We start from the raw sequence: 16,349 nt of genomic DNA, 5'->3' as shown, positions 1-16,349 counted from the left end.
TGATTATAGTTTAAAACCACCATATTCATGCATGCGATTATGCGCATCATAACGAACATCCACATCGATTGCATCAATAGCACCTAAGATAAGAGATTTTAGTTGCGCCGCCATATTGCCCATCATTTCTACAACTTCCGCATGTGTCAAAGCAGATTCAGAAATACCTGCTGCATAGTTGGTAATCATAGAGATCGTAGCATATGCCATTTCAGCTTCATTCGCTAAATTTACTTCCGGTACATTTGTCATACCTACTGTATCGCCACCGAGCATGTGGAACATTTTAATTTCTGCAGGAGTCTCAAAACGAGGTCCCTCAGTACATACATAGGTACCGCCATTGTGTATCGTAAGGCCTTGTTCCGTACCTACCTTTTGAAGGATATCACGCAATTCAGGGCAGTATGGGTTTGTTACATCAAGATGTGCCACTGGACGGTCCCCACCTTCATAAAACGTAGTGATGCGGTTCTTTGTGAAATCTAAGAATTGATCAGTCAAAACAAAATGACCTGGCTTAAAGTTCTCATTTAAAGAACCTACTGCTGTCGTGGAGATAATAAATGTAACGCCTAGTTTTTTGAGGCCCCAAATATTAGCACGATAGTTAATTTTGTGTGGAGGAATTGTATGATCTTTGCCGTGACGAGCTACAAAGATTACAGTTTTCCCATGGTATGTACCTTGTACATAATCTATTTCACCATATGGTGTCATTAAGGATTCTTCATGTATATTTTCAAAGATGGACGGATCATAAACACCAGTACCACCAATTACGCCAATTGCACTCATTGTGACCTCCTATTATTAATAACTCTATCTTTTATTTTCTCATAGAATAGAAAAACAGGCTATAGGAAAAACCTAGTAGCCTGTATTTTTTCTACATATTATAAAGTTTTTATTGAATTGGACCTTTTTGGGTGAACATATTTTGTAACTCTTCACGTGTGAAATGATATTTTTCATTACAATAATGGCAAACAAGCTCTGTTACGTCATCTTCCAAAATAGCATTCTTATCTTCTTCACGTAATGTCATTAGCACACTGGCAAAGCGATCACGACCACAACGACACTGGAAATGAATTGGTTCATTATATACTTCATTCACAGTTAAACCATCGAGAACGCGTTCCATAAGACCTTTACCATCTGGATTTGCTTTCAAATATTCTGTAATAGGACCAAGTTCATTAATATTCTTTTCTACTTGTGCTAATGCTTCATCTGTAGCATCCGGTAAGGCTTGTACGATAAAACCTCCAGCTACAACTGTATGGTAATCTGGATCTACTAATACACCTAAACTAATCGTAGACGGTACTTGTTCAGATGCATATAAATAATATGCCAAATCCTCTGCTACTTCACCACTTTGAATCGGGCTTGTAGAAGTATAGTCTTGCGCTAATTGTGTAAATCGCGTAACTTGTACTTCACCATTATGACCTACGGCAGCACCTACATCAAGCTTACCAGCATGCTTTAAAGGTACATCAACATGTGGCTCATCTACATAGCCTCGAACCGTATTATCAGAAAATGCATCTACGTGAACTACACCTAGTGGACCATCACCTTTAATACGAAGACTTACGTTTTCATGGTTTTTAAAATCACCAGCCAACAAAATAGCTCCCGTCATAGCACGACCTAAAGCAGCTGTTGCTACAGGCCATAAATCATGACGTACACGAGCCGTTTCAACTGTATCTGTTGTTACAGCTAAAGACATACGAACCCCTTCTCGGGTTGTAAAACGTTTTATATAATCCATTCTATCATTCCTTATTTCTACTTATTTTATTAAGGTATTATTTTTATATTGCTTATATAGTATATCATGTCAAATATTTAACTTTCAATAATAGAGAATATATGTTCGTCTAGTATGATTTAAAGTTAAAAGAACATATTTTCGATGATATAAAAACACTCAGTACCATAAGATACTGAGTGTTATATACAATTCTTAGATTTGATCGATAAGATTAACCATTTCGATTGCACCCATAGCACAATCATAACCTTTATTACCCGCTTTTGTACCAGCACGTTCAATAGCTTGCTCAATGTTTTCAGTAGTTACTACACCAAACATAACAGGAATACCAGTTTCCAAAGATACATGTGCGATACCTTTAGCCACTTCGTTGCATACATAGTCATAATGAGTAGTGGCTCCACGAATAACAGCACCTACACAAATAACTGCATCATAACGACCAGATAAAGCTGCTTTCTTAGCAATCAAAGGAATCTCATAAGCACCTGGAACCCAAATTACTGTAATATCCTCTTGTTTAACATCGTGACGAAGTAAACAATCTTCAGCGCCTCCGATTAATTTAGATGTAATGAACTCGTTGAAACGAGAACCGATAATAGCAAATTTCTTACCAGTACCTAATAAGTTACCTTCTTGAACCATCATTATGTTGACCTCCTCTATTCCATCTAAGGAAATATATATGTAACGACCGAGTTATATGGTGAAAGTTAATTAGTCTTCTAACATATGACCCATTTTTTCTTCTTTTGTTTTTAAATAGCCTGCATTAAATTTATTTGCAGCAATGATGAGTGGTACACGGCTAGTTACATTGATTCCCCAATGTTCTAAGCCATGACGCTTTTCGGGATTGTTAGTTAATAAGCGGATGCTTTTAATACCCAAGAAACGGATAATTTGAGCCGCTAAGGAATATTCACGCATATCTGCAGGGAAGCCTAATTGTTCATTTGCTTCTACTGTATCAAGGCCCTGTTCTTGTAATGCATAGGCTTTAATTTTATTGGTCAAACCAATGCCACGGCCCTCTTGTCGCATATATACAACAACGCCTTTGCCTTCTTTTTCAATAGCGCGCAACGCATTGTCTAATTGTTCGCCACAATCACAGCGCTTAGAACCAAATACATCGCCTGTTAAACATTCAGAATGAATACGGACAAGCACATTGCTACAATCTTGAACATTACCCTTTACGATAGCTAAATGCTCTTTATGATCTAATTCATTTTTAAATACAAAAATATTAAAATCACCAAATTTAGTAGGCAACTTAGAACAAGCACCAAGCTCAACCATATCTTCATGTTGTTTACGATATTCAATAAGTTCTGCTACAGAAGCAATTTTCAAATCATGCTCCTTAGCAAATTTCATCAAATCAGGTAAACGGGCCATGTCACCATCATCTTTTGTAATTTCACAAATAACGGCAGCCTCCTGTAAACCTGCTAAACGGCAAAGGTCGATAGATGCCTCAGTATGACCTTGACGTACCAGTACACCGCCCTCTTTATATACAAGTGGGAATACGTGCCCTGGACGACGGAAGTCTTGAGGTTTCGCATTAGGATCTAATAGTTTTTGAATTGTATAAGCACGCTCTGCAGGAGACACGCCTGTTGTAGTATCTACATGATCCACAGTCACAGTAAAAGCAGTTTCATGGTTATCAGTATTTTTGGTAACCATTGCAGGAATGCCAAGTTTTTCTAACGCTTCGCGGCGCATAGGCGTACATACGATACCGCGGGCGTATTTAACCATGAAGTTAATATTTTCTTGCGTCGCAAACTCTGCAGCAATGATAAGATCGCCTTCGTTTTCACGGCTTTCATCATCAACGATAATAACAGGTTTACCAGCTTTAAGGTCTTGTAAGACCTCATTAATAGAATGTAATTGTTCGCTCATAGGAACGCTCCTTACTTATATAAATCCATTCTCTACTAAGAGGGATTGCATAGATTTTTTAGGCTTTTCTTCGGTAGGTTCACTACCAAGATTCATAAAATGACGAATATATCGTCCAGCAATATCCGTTTCTAAATTGACCTCTGTTCCAATATGAGCAAAACCTAAAATGGTTTCACTCAAAGTGTGAGGAATGATAGAGACGGAAAAACTACTGTCTGTTCGTCGCATAATTGTGAGGCTAATTCCATCGATGGTAATGGAGCCCTTATAGATAACATAATCCATAACAGATTTTGGAGCTTCGATAGTAAAGATAATGGCATTATCGGTTTGTTCACGATTAATAATACGACCTGTACCATCTACATGGCCTGCCACAATATGACCACCAAATCTACCATTAGCAAGCATAGCTCGCTCTAAGTTGACTAATTGATGGACTTTCAAATTAGTAAACGTAGTCATCTTAATGGATTCTGGCATCACATCCGCTGTAAATATACTATTGCCAATCGTTGTGGCCGTCAAGCACACCCCATTAACAGCTACGGAATCACCAACTTTTAAATCGCTAAAAATTTTTTCTCCTCGAATTGTTATGGCTAAGGATTTAGGGCCCTTTTTTATGTTTTCGATGCGGCCGATTTCTTCAACGATTCCCGTGAACATAAGCGCCCCTCCTTCCTTGACGATATGCTTCAATGCGAATGTTATTATCTAATACTTTAGTCTTGGTGAAAGTTAATTGCGGTGAAACCTCTAAACTTTCAAAACCTCGACCTCCTACAGCAGGTGTTGCATCGTTACCACCAATAATGGTATTTCCAATATATGTTACGACCTTATCAAAGTTCTTCGTTTCCACAAAGGAACTGATAATTGCAGATCCACCTTCAACAAGAATAGATGTGTAACCTAGTTCACCTAGTTTTGTAAGAATATCATCGATAGATAATTTCTTAATATCTATGACAATGTCTGTGCTCTTGCTTTTACGAGTAGAAATAGATTCTACTACGGTTACTTGAGCACCAACTTGTTCTAAGGCTTGTATCCGATCCTTAGGACAACCTTTAGATACGAATATATGAATCTTACGATTATTTATTTCAAAGACGCGACTAGTAGTAGGTGTTCTACCAAGACTATCCAAGATAATTACATCTGGTTGATGAATCGTAATCGGTTCATCAAGTATGCTTTTATCTAATAACGCATCTGATAATTCACTATCCGTTAAACGACAATTTAACTGTGGATTATCTGCCAAAATTGTACCAATTCCAACAAGCATGGCATCATGCGTGGCACGTAACACATGTCCATCGCGACGAGAGGACTCATTTGTAATCCATTGAGATTGTCCAGTAGATGTAGCAATTTTCCCATCTAGTGACATAGCACTTTTTAGAGTGACAAAAGGCTTACCTGTCTGTATATAGGTAAAGAAATGCTCATTTAGTTCAGCACATTCATCACTACATACGGGGCAAACAACCTGAATACCTGCTTCACGAAGTAACTCCATTCCTTTTCCAGAAACTAGTGGATTTGGATCTGTACTACCTACTATTACTTTAGCTATACCAGCCTCAATGATACGAAGCGCACAAGGTGGTGTTTTTCCATAATGGGAACATGGCTCTAATGTTACGTATAAAGTAGCACCTTTGGCATTATCACCTGCTTGATTTAGTGCATGCACCTCAGCATGAGCTGTACCAGCTTTATGGTGATAACCTTCACCGATTATTGTATTATCTTTTACCACAACAGCACCAACCAAAGGATTTGGTGAGGTGTGACCTGTGGCTAATTTTGCCAGTTCAATGGCGCGCTTCATATATACTACGTCATCCACCATATCACCTCAATAAAAAAAGGACTATTACATAGTCCTTGGGTCATCATAAATGCGCACAACAAACGTGCCTCGTCTTTTCTCATCCAGACTCTACTGTCGGTATCGGAATTGCACCGATTCATACCAAAAAGGTTCGCGGACTTTACCGCCGGTAAGGAATTTCACCTATCCCCAAAGACTTATCTATTTTGTTTATGAATTAATAGTAACACTTTTATTAATGTTATGCAAGAATAATAGTTTTGTATTGAGAAAGAATATTAAATAATTTAATTAAAATATAATTTTTAGAACACAAATACTAGAACAATATAAATAATAATATATATTTACTTTTAATATAAACATATATAAACTATGTATACAGTAAATAGTAACTTTTATCACATAATTACAAGTTAAACAAGTCTAATATAGTATATATGGTTTGGATAACCATATTTTAATGATAGTAATTATTAAATATAGGTGATAATATGGCAAAAAAACGAATTTCTGATGTACTTATAGAAGTCTTAGCCAATGCGGGCATCGAACGCATTTACGGTATCACTGGAGATAGTCTAAACTCTGTAAATGATAGTTTACGCCGCAATGGTAAAATTGCTTTTGAACATGTACGACATGAAGAAACAGCAGCCTTTGCTGCCGGTGCAGAAGCATCCCTAACTCATAAACTAACTGTATGTGCTGGTAGCTCTGGTCCTGGTAACTTACACTTGATTAATGGTCTCTTCGACTGTCATCGCAATCGTGTTCCAGTATTGGCCATTGCTTCTCACATTCCTCAATCTGAAGTAGGTTTGAACTATTTCCAAGAAACACATCCAGAAAATCTATTCAAAGAATGTTCTTGTTTCTGCGAACTTGTATCCAATCCTAAACAAATGCCGGAAATTCTATTCCGTGCTATGAACGCTGCTGTTGGTAACCAAGATGTTGCAGTTATCGTTCTTCCTGGGGACGTTGCCGTTATGGAAATGGAAATTGACGAATTACCTGTATGGACCCCACCTCGTTTACCTCATATCGTTCCACAACGAGAAGATATTGAAGAAATGGCTGCTCATTTAGAAACAGGCAAACGTATTACCCTATTCTGTGGTGCCGGCTGTGAAGGTGCCCATGACGAAGTGGTAGAATTAGCAAAACGCTTGCAAGCACCGGTTGTACATGCTTTCAGAGGTAAAGAATGGGTTGAATGGGATAATCCATATGATGTAGGTATGACTGGCCTATTAGGCTATACATCTGGCTACCGTGCTATTGAACAATGTGATACATTGGTAATGCTTGGTACAGACTTCCCTTACCGTCCATTTTATCCAGAAAATGCGAAAGTAATACAAGTAGATAGAGATCCTAGTGCTTTAGGTCGTCGCGTACCTCTTACACAAGGTATCATTGGTACTGTAAAAGATACGTTAAAAGAATTATTACCTCTTGTAGGCCAACGTGGTGATACTGAATTTATCGACACAGTGCGTAAAGCGTACACTAAATTTAGAGGTGATTTAGATAGTTATGCCGTTGCCGAGCCAGATGGTGTAGCAATTCACCCTCAATACTTCGTAAATCGCCTCAATAAACTAGCAGCAGAAGACGCGATCTTTACCTTTGACGTAGGGACTCCGGTTATTTGGACTGCTCGCCATCTAAAAACAAATGGTAAACGCCGTATTTTAGGATCCTTTAGCCACGGCTCCATGGCTAATGCTATGATGCATGCTATTGGCGCTCAAAATGCTTGTCCAAATCGTCAAGTCATCTCCCTCTCTGGTGATGGTGGCTTTACAATGATGATGGGCGAAATGTTAACATTAAAACAACTTAACTTACCTGTTAAAATCTTTGTATTCAATAACGAAGAACTTAGCTTTATCGCTATGGAAATGAAGGCTTCCGGCTATCTAGACTACGCTACAGACTTTGTAAATCCAGATTTCGGTAAACTTGCTGAAGCTGCTGGTATCAAAGGTGTGAGCATTCATAACTCTAGCGAAGTTGATGAAAAAATCATGGAAGCCCTTAACCATAATGGCCCAGTCATCGTTAACGTTCGCGTAGATAAACAAGAACTTGCTATGCCTCCTAAAATTGCATATCAACAAGCTAAAGGCTTTAGCAAATATTTAATCAATGCAATCCTTGATGGCCGTGGTACAGAGCTTAAAGAAATGGCCAAAACAAACTGGATGAAATATAAATCCTTATACTAATATTGCAAAATTTACAAAATCTGCCAAAATAAATAAACTGCAAAACTTTCAAAAAGAGGTGTCATCATTCGATGATACCTCTTTTATTGCATAATTTTAATCATATACTGTTATAAAACCTTCAGTCCAGCCCCTTAAATTGAGAGTAATTGTATCAATTCCTAAACAATCTAAACCATATACTTTAAATATATCCCAGGTCTTATACCACTTTAATGCTTTCTCTGCATATTCTAAAGTGCTAAATAAACCTATGTATCCAGAACTGGAATAATATGGATTTATATCGTAATCATACCAAACACCATAGATTTTATTATTTATTATTTCATAACTAACTTGATTACTTATATGAGAACAATCATTTAAATAGTGAGTTTTTATGGAAAAGGAATCATCATTTAACTTAGAAAATCCAGACAATATTTTAGATTCAACTAGAGCCTCTTCAGCTAATGATATATCAGAAAAAAATCCCAAGCTAAAATATTCTGTATAAGGTAGCTCTTCATTCTTTTTATAGTGTGCTAAAGCTTCATATATTGGAACTCTCATAATTCACCAACTCGATTCAATATACATATAACACATTAACTATTTCTATCTATAATAATCGTCCTCATAATCGTCTTTATACCGTATCGCATCGACCTCTGATGGAGATAGTACATTCCCCTCTTCATCTACATATTCCATGAATTCGTTAATGTATACACCTGGAATATCTGATTCTTCTAATTCAATAGTATCTTCAGGTTCAATCTCCCAAAATTCTATCTCATCAGCATGATTTTGAAGTTGCTCAATCATATTTCAACACTCCCTAGTATCAAAGACATATCTTAAATATATTGTAGCAAATTACATAAAAATAAGCACTATATACCTTTTTAGGTGTATAGTGCTTACTTTGTATTTAGTAATTTTTTGTATTAAATTATGCCCCAAAGAGTGACATTTGTTCATCTTCAGGTAGTTCACCACAGCATTTGAGGTCTTTCATAAGATCAATGATGGTATTTGATACTTTACAACGGCGTTGTAAGTCTTTTAAAGATGTAAATGGACGTTCATTTCTTTCCTCGACGATAGCATCAGCCACTGTTTCACCTAGAGAATCAATAGCTAAGAATGGTGGCAATAAAGCGCCATCCTTAATACTAAAGCGTCTAGCTTCGGAATGTTGAATATCTACATTAATAAAACGATAGCCCCGTTGATACATCTCCATAGATACTTCCAAGGCACTCATAAGGTCCTTATCTTTAGGACTGGCAGCACGATCAAGAGCCTTGATACGGTTAAACTCGGTCAATTGTGTTTTGAGGTCCCCTGTCATGATTCGTAGATCGAAGGCTTTCGCACGAATGGAGAAGTAAGCTGCATAAAATGCCAATGGATGATATACCTTAAACCAAGCAATACGGAAAGCCATCATTACATAAGCTACCGCATGGGCTCTTGGGAATAAATAGGAAATCTTTTTACAAGACTCAATAAACCATTCAGGAATATTATTTTCGCGCATTTCTGCTTCAAATTCCGTTGTAGCTTGACCTTGTTTATTTCGTTTTTCAATCCCCTTCCCTTTACGTACGTTTTCCATAACGAAGAAGCTGTGCTTTCTATCCATACCACGATGGATTAAGAAATTCATTACGTCGTCACGGGTAGAAATAGCTTCGTTCAACTTACAAGTACCATTTTTAATGAGGTCTTGCGCATTGTCGAGCCATACGTTTGTACCATGAGAGAAACCAGAGATACGTACTAAGTCAGAGAAGGTTTGCGGACGAGAGTCTTCCAACATGCCCCGTACAAACTTCGTACCACATTCTGGTACGGCCAAGCTGGCTACCTGGTCACCTTGCAATTGTTCAGGTGTTAAACCAATCCCCTCTGTAGAGGAAAACAAGCTCAATGTCTTTGGATCATCAAATGGTATTGTCTTAGCATCGATACCTGTCAAATCCTCTAGCATACGAATAATTGTGGGATCATCATGGCCCAGAATATCAAGCTTAGTCATACGACCTTCGATGGAGTGATAATCAAAGTGTGTCGTTAATACGCCACTTTCCTTTTTATTCGCTGGATGTTGTATGGGCGTAAAATGATGCACATCCATATCTCGAGGACATACCATAATACCACCAGGGTGTTGTCCCGTAGTATTCTTTACATTTGTAAAGCCTTTCGCTAAATGTTCAAAGAATCCATTGCGGGCTTGTATATCTCGAATTTCGGCGTATTTTTTAACATAACCAAAAGCAGTTTTATCAGCTATAGTACCAATTGTACCGGCTTTAAATACATTGTCACGACCAAATAGTTCTTCCGTATATTTGTGAGCTTTTGCTTGGTAATCACCGGAGAAGTTAAGGTCAATATCTGGAACCTTGTCACCTTCAAAACCAAGGAAAATTGCAAATGGAATATCATGTCCATTTGTTTGTAAAGCATGACCGCATTCAGGACAGTCTTTACGAGGCAGGTCAAAGCCACCTGCATATTCGCCTTTTTCAAAAAATTCTGAATATTTACAGTTAGGACATACATAATGAGGCGGTAATGGATTTACCTCTGTAATCTCAGACATGGTAGCGGCAAAGGATGACCCTACGGAACCACGGGAACCTACGAGATACCCATCATCAAGAGATTTTTTTACAAGCTTATGAGCGATGTAATACAATACGCCATAACCATTGGAAATAATACAATCCAATTCATAATCGAGACGTTCTTGTACGACACGCGGCAATGGATCACCGTAAATAGCCTTCGCATTTCTATAGCACATTTCTGTGAAAGCTTCGTCAGCACCTTCAATCTTAGGTGAATATGTACCATCAGGAACGGGCTTAATATCTTCAATGCTATCATTAATAGCACGTGTATTAGTAACGACTACTTCGTATGCTTTCTCTTCGCTTAAATAAGGGAAGGACGCAAGCATTTCATCTGTAGTACGTAAATGTAAATCTGGTTGTTCATCTGCATCTGGATAACCACATGCAGTTAACATGATTTCACGATAAATTTTTTCTTCTGGTGTCAGGTAGTGAACGTCACAAGTAGCACATACAGGTTTATTTAAGGCTTCTCCTAATTCGATAACGGTCTTATTCATATCGATGAGTGCCTGCTCGTCGGGCATGAGACCTTTACGAACCAAAAACGTATTGTTAGTATGTGGCTGAATTTCAAGATAATCATAGAAGGAGGCTATTTCTAAAAGCTCTTCTTTTGTAGCTCCACGAACAATGGATTGCATAAGCTCCCCTGCTTCACAGGCAGAACCGATAATAATACCTTCACGATGTTCTTCAATAACGGAACGAGGCAAACGAGGACGCACCTTGTAATGTTCAAGGTGAGAAATGGAAATCATTTTATATAAATTACGCAAACCGACCATATTTTTAGCTAATAAAATGATATGGTAACGTTTGTCTTTTTCCTTCTTCTTCTTTTTATCTAGTACAGGCTCTTCATCTTTTGTTACCGTTTCATTTTCGATAAGATATCCTTCTACACCATAGATAACCTTAACACCTAACTCTTTACCAAGGGCTTGTGCTTCTGGGAAGGCTTGTACAACACCATGATCAGTAATAGCCACCGCAGGATGACCCCATTTTTTAATTGTTTTAAACAAGTCTTTTACAGATACGAGAGCATCTTTATCACTCATCTTGGTATGTAAGTGGAGTTCCACACGAGAGTCCGGACGATTTTCAGTTCGTTCCACACTAGTAGTTTCTATTGCTTCAATACTGCGAATAGAAAGGATATAATCCTTGTCAAAACGATCATCAAAGCTGACACTACCTTGTACGCGAACCCGTTGTAAGCCTTTTAGTTGTTTTAATAATTCATCCCCTTCTTCAGGACTGTTCGTAAACTTGATAAATTTAATGCTATTTGTATCATCTACAATGCTGCCGTTAACGATACATTTACCCGTCTTAGTATCCCGTTTATCTAACCCTACAAAGACACCTTCAAAAATTACACTAGGTGTATCCAAGGTGCCCATGATTTTAGAGGTGATTCCTTCAATTTTAGGTCCTAAAATCATGCCTTCATCTGTAGGTGCCTCCTTTGGTGCACGACGAGTATATTTACCATCCCCTTCACTTCTTTTAGCCGTAGATTTTGTAGTTTTTTTAGGTCCAAAGCCTTTGCTTGCTTTAGATGTACTGCTCACAGATGCGATAGTATCACTACTGCTAGATTCGGCAGCCGTATGATTAGAACGAGGCACAACAACTGGGCTATTGTTGAAATAGCCTAATTCGACAGCTTCTACAAATGGGGCAAAATCATCTTCATCAATATCATCATATTTATCTTGTTGATCATATCCTGCAAAAGACTTGCCTTTAGGTACTTGATTTTTAGCCTCTTCAGCTTCACGTTGTGCTTCAGCCGCTTCAATCCATTCACCAGCACCACAGCCACCGCCATAATAATAGGTATCTAACCCTTCACCCGTTTCAGTATCTATCTTCCACGCAAAGCAACAAGCTGTATCTGTATTTGTTGGAATATCATCAAAAGAGATATTTTTTTCCTTATACCATGCAGACAACCTTTCACGTAGACTAAGCAATGTGGAAAATGCAGAGTCTGCTGCTTGAATCGTCACATGTTGGCTATGACAGTTCACATAGAAGGATGATTTCTTATTCTGTTTTGGTACAACACGATAACGTACTTTCATTTTTATCCCTTATACCCACAGTAGGTAATACATAAATCTCTAAATCGCCAAATATCGCCCTTGCTGCTACGGCTATCTAATATAATCTCATAAAGCCCTTTTAATAAAGCTCGTAGAGCCTTAATTGAAATTCTCGGACTCGCCTCGTAAGCTAGCTTAATCGGATATGGTTTAAATGACGAATCATGATCCTTACATAAGTTTTGTATGGCTTGAACAGACATACCCACTTGGCGACATTCGCTAACTAGCAACTGTAAACGTAATTGCCCCTCAATATAGCTCATAGCACGGTCTAATTCTTTATAGCCAAACATAAATGGAAATAGTTCAAGTAATGTATCGATATCTCTTTTTAATAGAGCCTCTTTAAAAGTAAAAATGTTTTTGGCTCCATAGTCACTACCGTTTTCTTCGAGAAATTCTTTGGTAATAACCTTTTCCCCAGTAATCTGTAAAAAATATCGGTCAAACTCAGTTCTCATAAAAGAAACAGGTACCTCTTGCCACAAATCAATGAGATGAGCCACATATTCCTGTGCATCAGGCGTCATTTTAAAGCCGTTAGACGTACAGTACTGACGTATCCACATCACGAGGTCTGCCCCTTCAAGACGCTTACATTGATGATTTGGTATTTTTTCTAAAATCTCTTTATTCTGCTTAATACGTTTATCAATCATATCATGATAAATCAAAACGATAGGATTATCTCCATTATATTCCAAGAGGAGTTCATACAATGGAATCCAAGCATCACTATTTTTGCCACTTTTACGAATGATAGGCAAATTAACTAAACAGAAGACCTTTTGATCGCCAAAAAGTGAATCTTCACATAGTTTTTCACTTATTTTTTGTGGGCCCACCTCATCATCTAATACAGTCACTGGAAGGTCTGGATAGGCACTTAAAAATTTACGTTTTTCTTCTTCAATTAATTGTGGTTCGTCGCCATAGATGAGTTGAATATGTGCCATGTTCCCTCCTTTCACAGATAGATATCTTTAATAAAGCTGTATCCCATTATATACATATGTTCTGATGATGGATCCACATCGCGTAAAGCACCATGAGGACTACTAAACAAAACAGTACTACGCGGTGAAATACGATCAATTTCATGCATTACACTAAATCGACTCGTTATAAATAAAACATTAGCCTTATCATTTAATTTTAGATTTTTTTCTCTACTTTGTCCATTATATACGACTATTTGGTTCATACCATTTTTATATATTACCCTTGCCGAACCGTTACTGTGAAAGTACTTAACTTTTACCATTCTAGGATTCATGCCATATGCCCTAATAGTTTGATTAATTAGACTTTCATTAGGCATTGTTTTAATATAATCTGGTGCATCGATTAACAAATATGCCTGTTCATGGTTTGGTGCTATACACAGCAGCACATTACACTGTTTCATAGGAATATAATGGATTAACGTATTCTTGTGATGATGAGTCACATAGTATGAAACACCATAGGCTGCAACCATGCATAATAAGGACATTACTACATATACAGTATACTTCTTCTTATGTGTCAAAAAGTACGTAAACAGACCTAGTAAAGTATAATATACATAAACACAATAAAGATGCATCATACCAAGCCAAAGTAAACTACCACTACTCCCTAAGACATGATTTAAATATAACGATATGCGTAATAGTACATCTATCAAAGACCATGGAAAAGATATAGACATTACATAGCTAATAACAGTGCTTATAAAGATTAAAATGATGGATATATCTAATATAGGTGCTACTATGCAAGCTGCTAATAAACTAGAAATACTAATATAGTGAAAGTAATACAGCTGTAGCGGCAAGATGAGCAACTGTGCTGACACACATAACACAAGGGGTGTTTTAATCCATTTTGGTAGCCATTGTATCCGTTCATATAGTACCTTCCCCCATATAAGTAAACCATAGGTTGCACCAAAGGATAGTTGAAAGCTTACATCAAACAAAGAAAAAGGATCATATACAAGACATAGAATAGCGCATATACATAAAGCCTGTTTAGCTTGATATAATCGTCCTTTTACATAAGCAATGCACATGAGTATACTCATCATCATTGCACGTATAACAGGTGTATCTCCACCAACGATACAGCAATATATACAAGCTACTAATATACCTAAAATTAAGCATGTGCGCTTTCGTAATTTAACGAGTCTTCCTAAACCGTAAATTAAGGCTAATAGCAGTGCAATATGTGAGCCAGAGATAGATAAAATATGGATGAGACCCGTATAAGCAAAATCTTTCATTCGCTCTTCCCCTAGCTCACTATAATGACCACCCAAGCATAAGGCTTGTGCTAATACCTTTTGTGGACCATCTAGATTACTAGCAATATTTTTTTCAATAGATTCTCGTATTTGACCACATACATATAAACTTTTTCCATATAGTTTTTCAGAAAATGTTTTTTTAAAGTGGAATGCTTGTAAATCTTTATTAGTAGCAGATCGATATACACCATCATAGATTCGACCTCTTGTATTAGAGCTCATATATCTACCTCTAAGATTAATGCGTCCTTCCTCTTCAATGAGAAATAAACTTTTTGGTGTACCTTCAATTATTGCTTGTTCCCCTAGCCGTATTGAATACTTTGTAGTAGATACCTTTGAGTAAATCTGTAATCGACCCTGTGCCTTAATATAGTCATTTTTAGCAGTATCTTTATAGGGATGTAATCCATGTAACTCTACATTATATTTGTAATACTCCTGTCCATCTAGATTTACTATTTCAGGAGATGATACAACAGTACCTAGATATTCTCCTTCTTGCTGTAAATAGTATGATGTATAGCTACTATAATTAATAATTTGTAAGTCTGTATGATAATAGGATAATCCCATTGCAGCAAAAACTAATATTAATAAATTGGCATATAAACGCCACCTACAATAAGATTGCATTATTTTAATAACAGTTACACCAATAATAGCTAAGGCAATCGCAAAAATATAATGCATTTGACTAAGTACGGGATAATATTTACCATATCCTAATATAGTGCCAATTATTATAGATCCCAATATAGTATGTGCCCATTGGCTATAAGTTATAAATGGCTTTGTATTAACTAAAACTTGAGTATTGAAGATTGATTCCTCAAACGCTCGTTCTGTATTCCTAAATTTAGATTGTAATTTTATCTTTAATCTTCTTAAATACGCCATCACCGATGCCCTTCACCCCCTTGATACCTTCAACGGATGTAAAGGGTCCTTTTTGTGAACGATACTCTTCAATTCTTTTTGCCATAGCGGGTCCTATGCCTGGTAATGCATCAAGATCTTTTGCAGAAGCTGTATTGATATTAATTTTGTTACCGCGCAATAAAACCTCTGGATTACCGTGGAAGTTAAATACTATGTGGATATGATCTCCCGCATTAACCGACTTTGCCATATTGACTGATTCTACATCAGCATAAGGTAATAGCCCACCTGCTAACTGAACTACATCACCTACAGTAGCACTACTTTCAAACTCATATAAACCAGGTGAAACTACGGCGCCCGTAATATAAGCTATAGGTTTGTTGGATGTTTGTTCAACAGTTGATATAGAAGAATTTCCATCTATTGCTCCTTCAACTAAGACAGAATCGCTTTCATCTGTTATAATAGGCCATAGGAAATAAATTCCTACTAAAATACATAGGATTAATATAATTGTCATATATGGCTTCAATTTTACTTTCATAGTGCACCTCCTACTGAAAGAATTCCCTATGAAAAAGTAAACTCCTACCGTTGACTCTATTGGTCACACCAGC

The 16,349-nt window shown here is 37.1% G+C and carries 13 protein-coding genes and 1 riboswitch; of the genes, 1 reads left to right on the top strand and 12 read right to left on the bottom strand.

The features are described from left to right. Nucleotides 1–3: 3 nt before the first annotated feature. From mtnP to ribD, 6 genes are all read right to left on the bottom strand, one after another. Entirely contained in the window at nt 4–798 is a 795-nt protein-coding gene (gene mtnP / locus E6X37_RS02075) for an S-methyl-5'-thioadenosine phosphorylase (RefSeq protein ID WP_008713941.1), read from the bottom strand. A gap of 109 nt (nt 799–907) precedes the next feature. After that, nucleotides 908–1,786 carry an Hsp33 family molecular chaperone HslO gene (gene hslO / locus E6X37_RS02070; protein WP_008713942.1) on the bottom strand — a complete coding sequence of 293 codons (879 nt, stop codon included), beginning with the start codon at nt 1,784–1,786 and terminating at the stop codon, nt 908–910. Nucleotides 1,787–1,981: 195 nt separating this feature from the next. Then, nucleotides 1,982–2,443 carry a 6,7-dimethyl-8-ribityllumazine synthase gene (gene ribH, locus E6X37_RS02065; RefSeq protein WP_004697404.1) on the bottom strand — a complete coding sequence of 154 codons (462 nt, stop codon included), beginning with the start codon at nt 2,441–2,443 and terminating at the stop codon, nt 1,982–1,984. 69 nt (nt 2,444–2,512) lie between these two features. Continuing rightward, nucleotides 2,513–3,715 carry a bifunctional 3,4-dihydroxy-2-butanone-4-phosphate synthase/GTP cyclohydrolase II gene (locus E6X37_RS02060; RefSeq protein WP_156697552.1) on the bottom strand — a complete coding sequence of 401 codons (1,203 nt, stop codon included), beginning with the start codon at nt 3,713–3,715 and terminating at the stop codon, nt 2,513–2,515. Between the two features lie 15 nt (nt 3,716–3,730). Beyond that, nucleotides 3,731–4,387 carry a riboflavin synthase gene (locus E6X37_RS02055; RefSeq protein ID WP_156697553.1) on the bottom strand — a complete coding sequence of 219 codons (657 nt, stop codon included), beginning with the start codon at nt 4,385–4,387 and terminating at the stop codon, nt 3,731–3,733. Then, nucleotides 4,368–5,582, bottom strand: coding sequence for a bifunctional diaminohydroxyphosphoribosylaminopyrimidine deaminase/5-amino-6-(5-phosphoribosylamino)uracil reductase RibD (gene ribD / locus E6X37_RS02050; RefSeq protein WP_316689414.1), 1,215 nt, complete (start codon nt 5,580–5,582; stop codon nt 4,368–4,370). The genes E6X37_RS02055 and ribD overlap by 20 nt, the downstream gene beginning before the upstream one ends. Before the next feature lie 67 nt (nt 5,583–5,649). Further along, nucleotides 5,650–5,765: riboswitch (FMN riboswitch) on the bottom strand. A 293-nt stretch (nt 5,766–6,058) separates the two neighbouring features. On the opposite strand from ribD, the gene poxB reads away from it, so the two are divergent. After that, nucleotides 6,059–7,801: a ubiquinone-dependent pyruvate dehydrogenase gene (gene poxB, locus E6X37_RS02045; RefSeq protein ID WP_024061651.1), complete on the top strand. Its 1,743-nt coding sequence runs from the start codon at nt 6,059–6,061 to the stop codon at nt 7,799–7,801. A gap of 96 nt (nt 7,802–7,897) precedes the next feature. Here the strand turns inward: poxB and E6X37_RS02040 are convergent, their stop codons facing one another. The 6 genes from E6X37_RS02040 to E6X37_RS02015 form a co-directional block, all read right to left on the bottom strand. After that, entirely contained in the window at nt 7,898–8,356 is a 459-nt protein-coding gene (locus E6X37_RS02040) for a hypothetical protein (RefSeq protein ID WP_008713954.1), read from the bottom strand. Nucleotides 8,357–8,401: 45 nt separating this feature from the next. Further along, nucleotides 8,402–8,611 carry a hypothetical protein gene (locus E6X37_RS02035; protein WP_008713956.1) on the bottom strand — a complete coding sequence of 70 codons (210 nt, stop codon included), beginning with the start codon at nt 8,609–8,611 and terminating at the stop codon, nt 8,402–8,404. Between the two features lie 127 nt (nt 8,612–8,738). Then, nucleotides 8,739–12,530: a PolC-type DNA polymerase III gene (locus tag E6X37_RS02030; RefSeq protein WP_316689413.1), complete on the bottom strand. Its 3,792-nt coding sequence runs from the start codon at nt 12,528–12,530 to the stop codon at nt 8,739–8,741. A gap of 2 nt (nt 12,531–12,532) precedes the next feature. Further along, a complete protein-coding gene (gene holA / locus E6X37_RS02025) occupies nt 12,533–13,510 on the bottom strand; it encodes a DNA polymerase III subunit delta (protein WP_024061647.1) in 978 nt (325 codons plus the stop codon). Between the two features lie 11 nt (nt 13,511–13,521). Next, the gene (locus tag E6X37_RS02020; RefSeq protein WP_101928292.1) at nt 13,522–15,750 is read right to left on the bottom strand and encodes a ComEC/Rec2 family competence protein; all 2,229 of its coding nucleotides are present in this window, start codon (nt 15,748–15,750) and stop codon (nt 13,522–13,524) included. After that, entirely contained in the window at nt 15,707–16,276 is a 570-nt protein-coding gene (locus E6X37_RS02015) for a helix-hairpin-helix domain-containing protein (protein ID WP_021148170.1), read from the bottom strand. The genes E6X37_RS02020 and E6X37_RS02015 overlap by 44 nt, the downstream gene beginning before the upstream one ends. Nucleotides 16,277–16,349: the final 73 nt, after the last annotated feature.

It is taken from the genome of Veillonella parvula (assembly GCF_032550495.1).
GTDB classification, from domain to species: Bacteria; Bacillota; Negativicutes; order Veillonellales; family Veillonellaceae; genus Veillonella; species Veillonella parvula_G.
The sequence above is the reverse complement of the archived record's forward strand: the minus strand, read 5'-3'. Positions and strand labels throughout refer to the sequence as shown.

Coding starts and splice junctions, on each gene's coding strand:
- mtnP (WP_008713941.1), bottom strand. CDS start 798: ATGAGTGCAATTGGCGTAATTGGTGGTACTGGTGTTTATGATCCGTCC.
- hslO (WP_008713942.1), bottom strand. CDS start 1,786: ATGGATTATATAAAACGTTTTACAACCCGAGAAGGGGTTCGTATGTCT.
- ribH (WP_004697404.1), bottom strand. CDS start 2,443: ATGATGGTTCAAGAAGGTAACTTATTAGGTACTGGTAAGAAATTTGCT.
- E6X37_RS02060 (WP_156697552.1), bottom strand. CDS start 3,715: ATGAGCGAACAATTACATTCTATTAATGAGGTCTTACAAGACCTTAAA.
- E6X37_RS02055 (WP_156697553.1), bottom strand. CDS start 4,387: ATGTTCACGGGAATCGTTGAAGAAATCGGCCGCATCGAAAACATAAAA.
- ribD (WP_316689414.1), bottom strand. CDS start 5,582: ATGGTGGATGACGTAGTATATATGAAGCGCGCCATTGAACTGGCAAAA.
- poxB (WP_024061651.1), top strand. CDS start 6,059: ATGGCAAAAAAACGAATTTCTGATGTACTTATAGAAGTCTTAGCCAAT.
- E6X37_RS02040 (WP_008713954.1), bottom strand. CDS start 8,356: ATGAGAGTTCCAATATATGAAGCTTTAGCACACTATAAAAAGAATGAA.
- E6X37_RS02035 (WP_008713956.1), bottom strand. CDS start 8,611: ATGATTGAGCAACTTCAAAATCATGCTGATGAGATAGAATTTTGGGAG.
- E6X37_RS02030 (WP_316689413.1), bottom strand. CDS start 12,530: ATGAAAGTACGTTATCGTGTTGTACCAAAACAGAATAAGAAATCATCC.
- holA (WP_024061647.1), bottom strand. CDS start 13,510: ATGGCACATATTCAACTCATCTATGGCGACGAACCACAATTAATTGAA.
- E6X37_RS02015 (WP_021148170.1), bottom strand. CDS start 16,276: ATGAAAGTAAAATTGAAGCCATATATGACAATTATATTAATCCTATGT.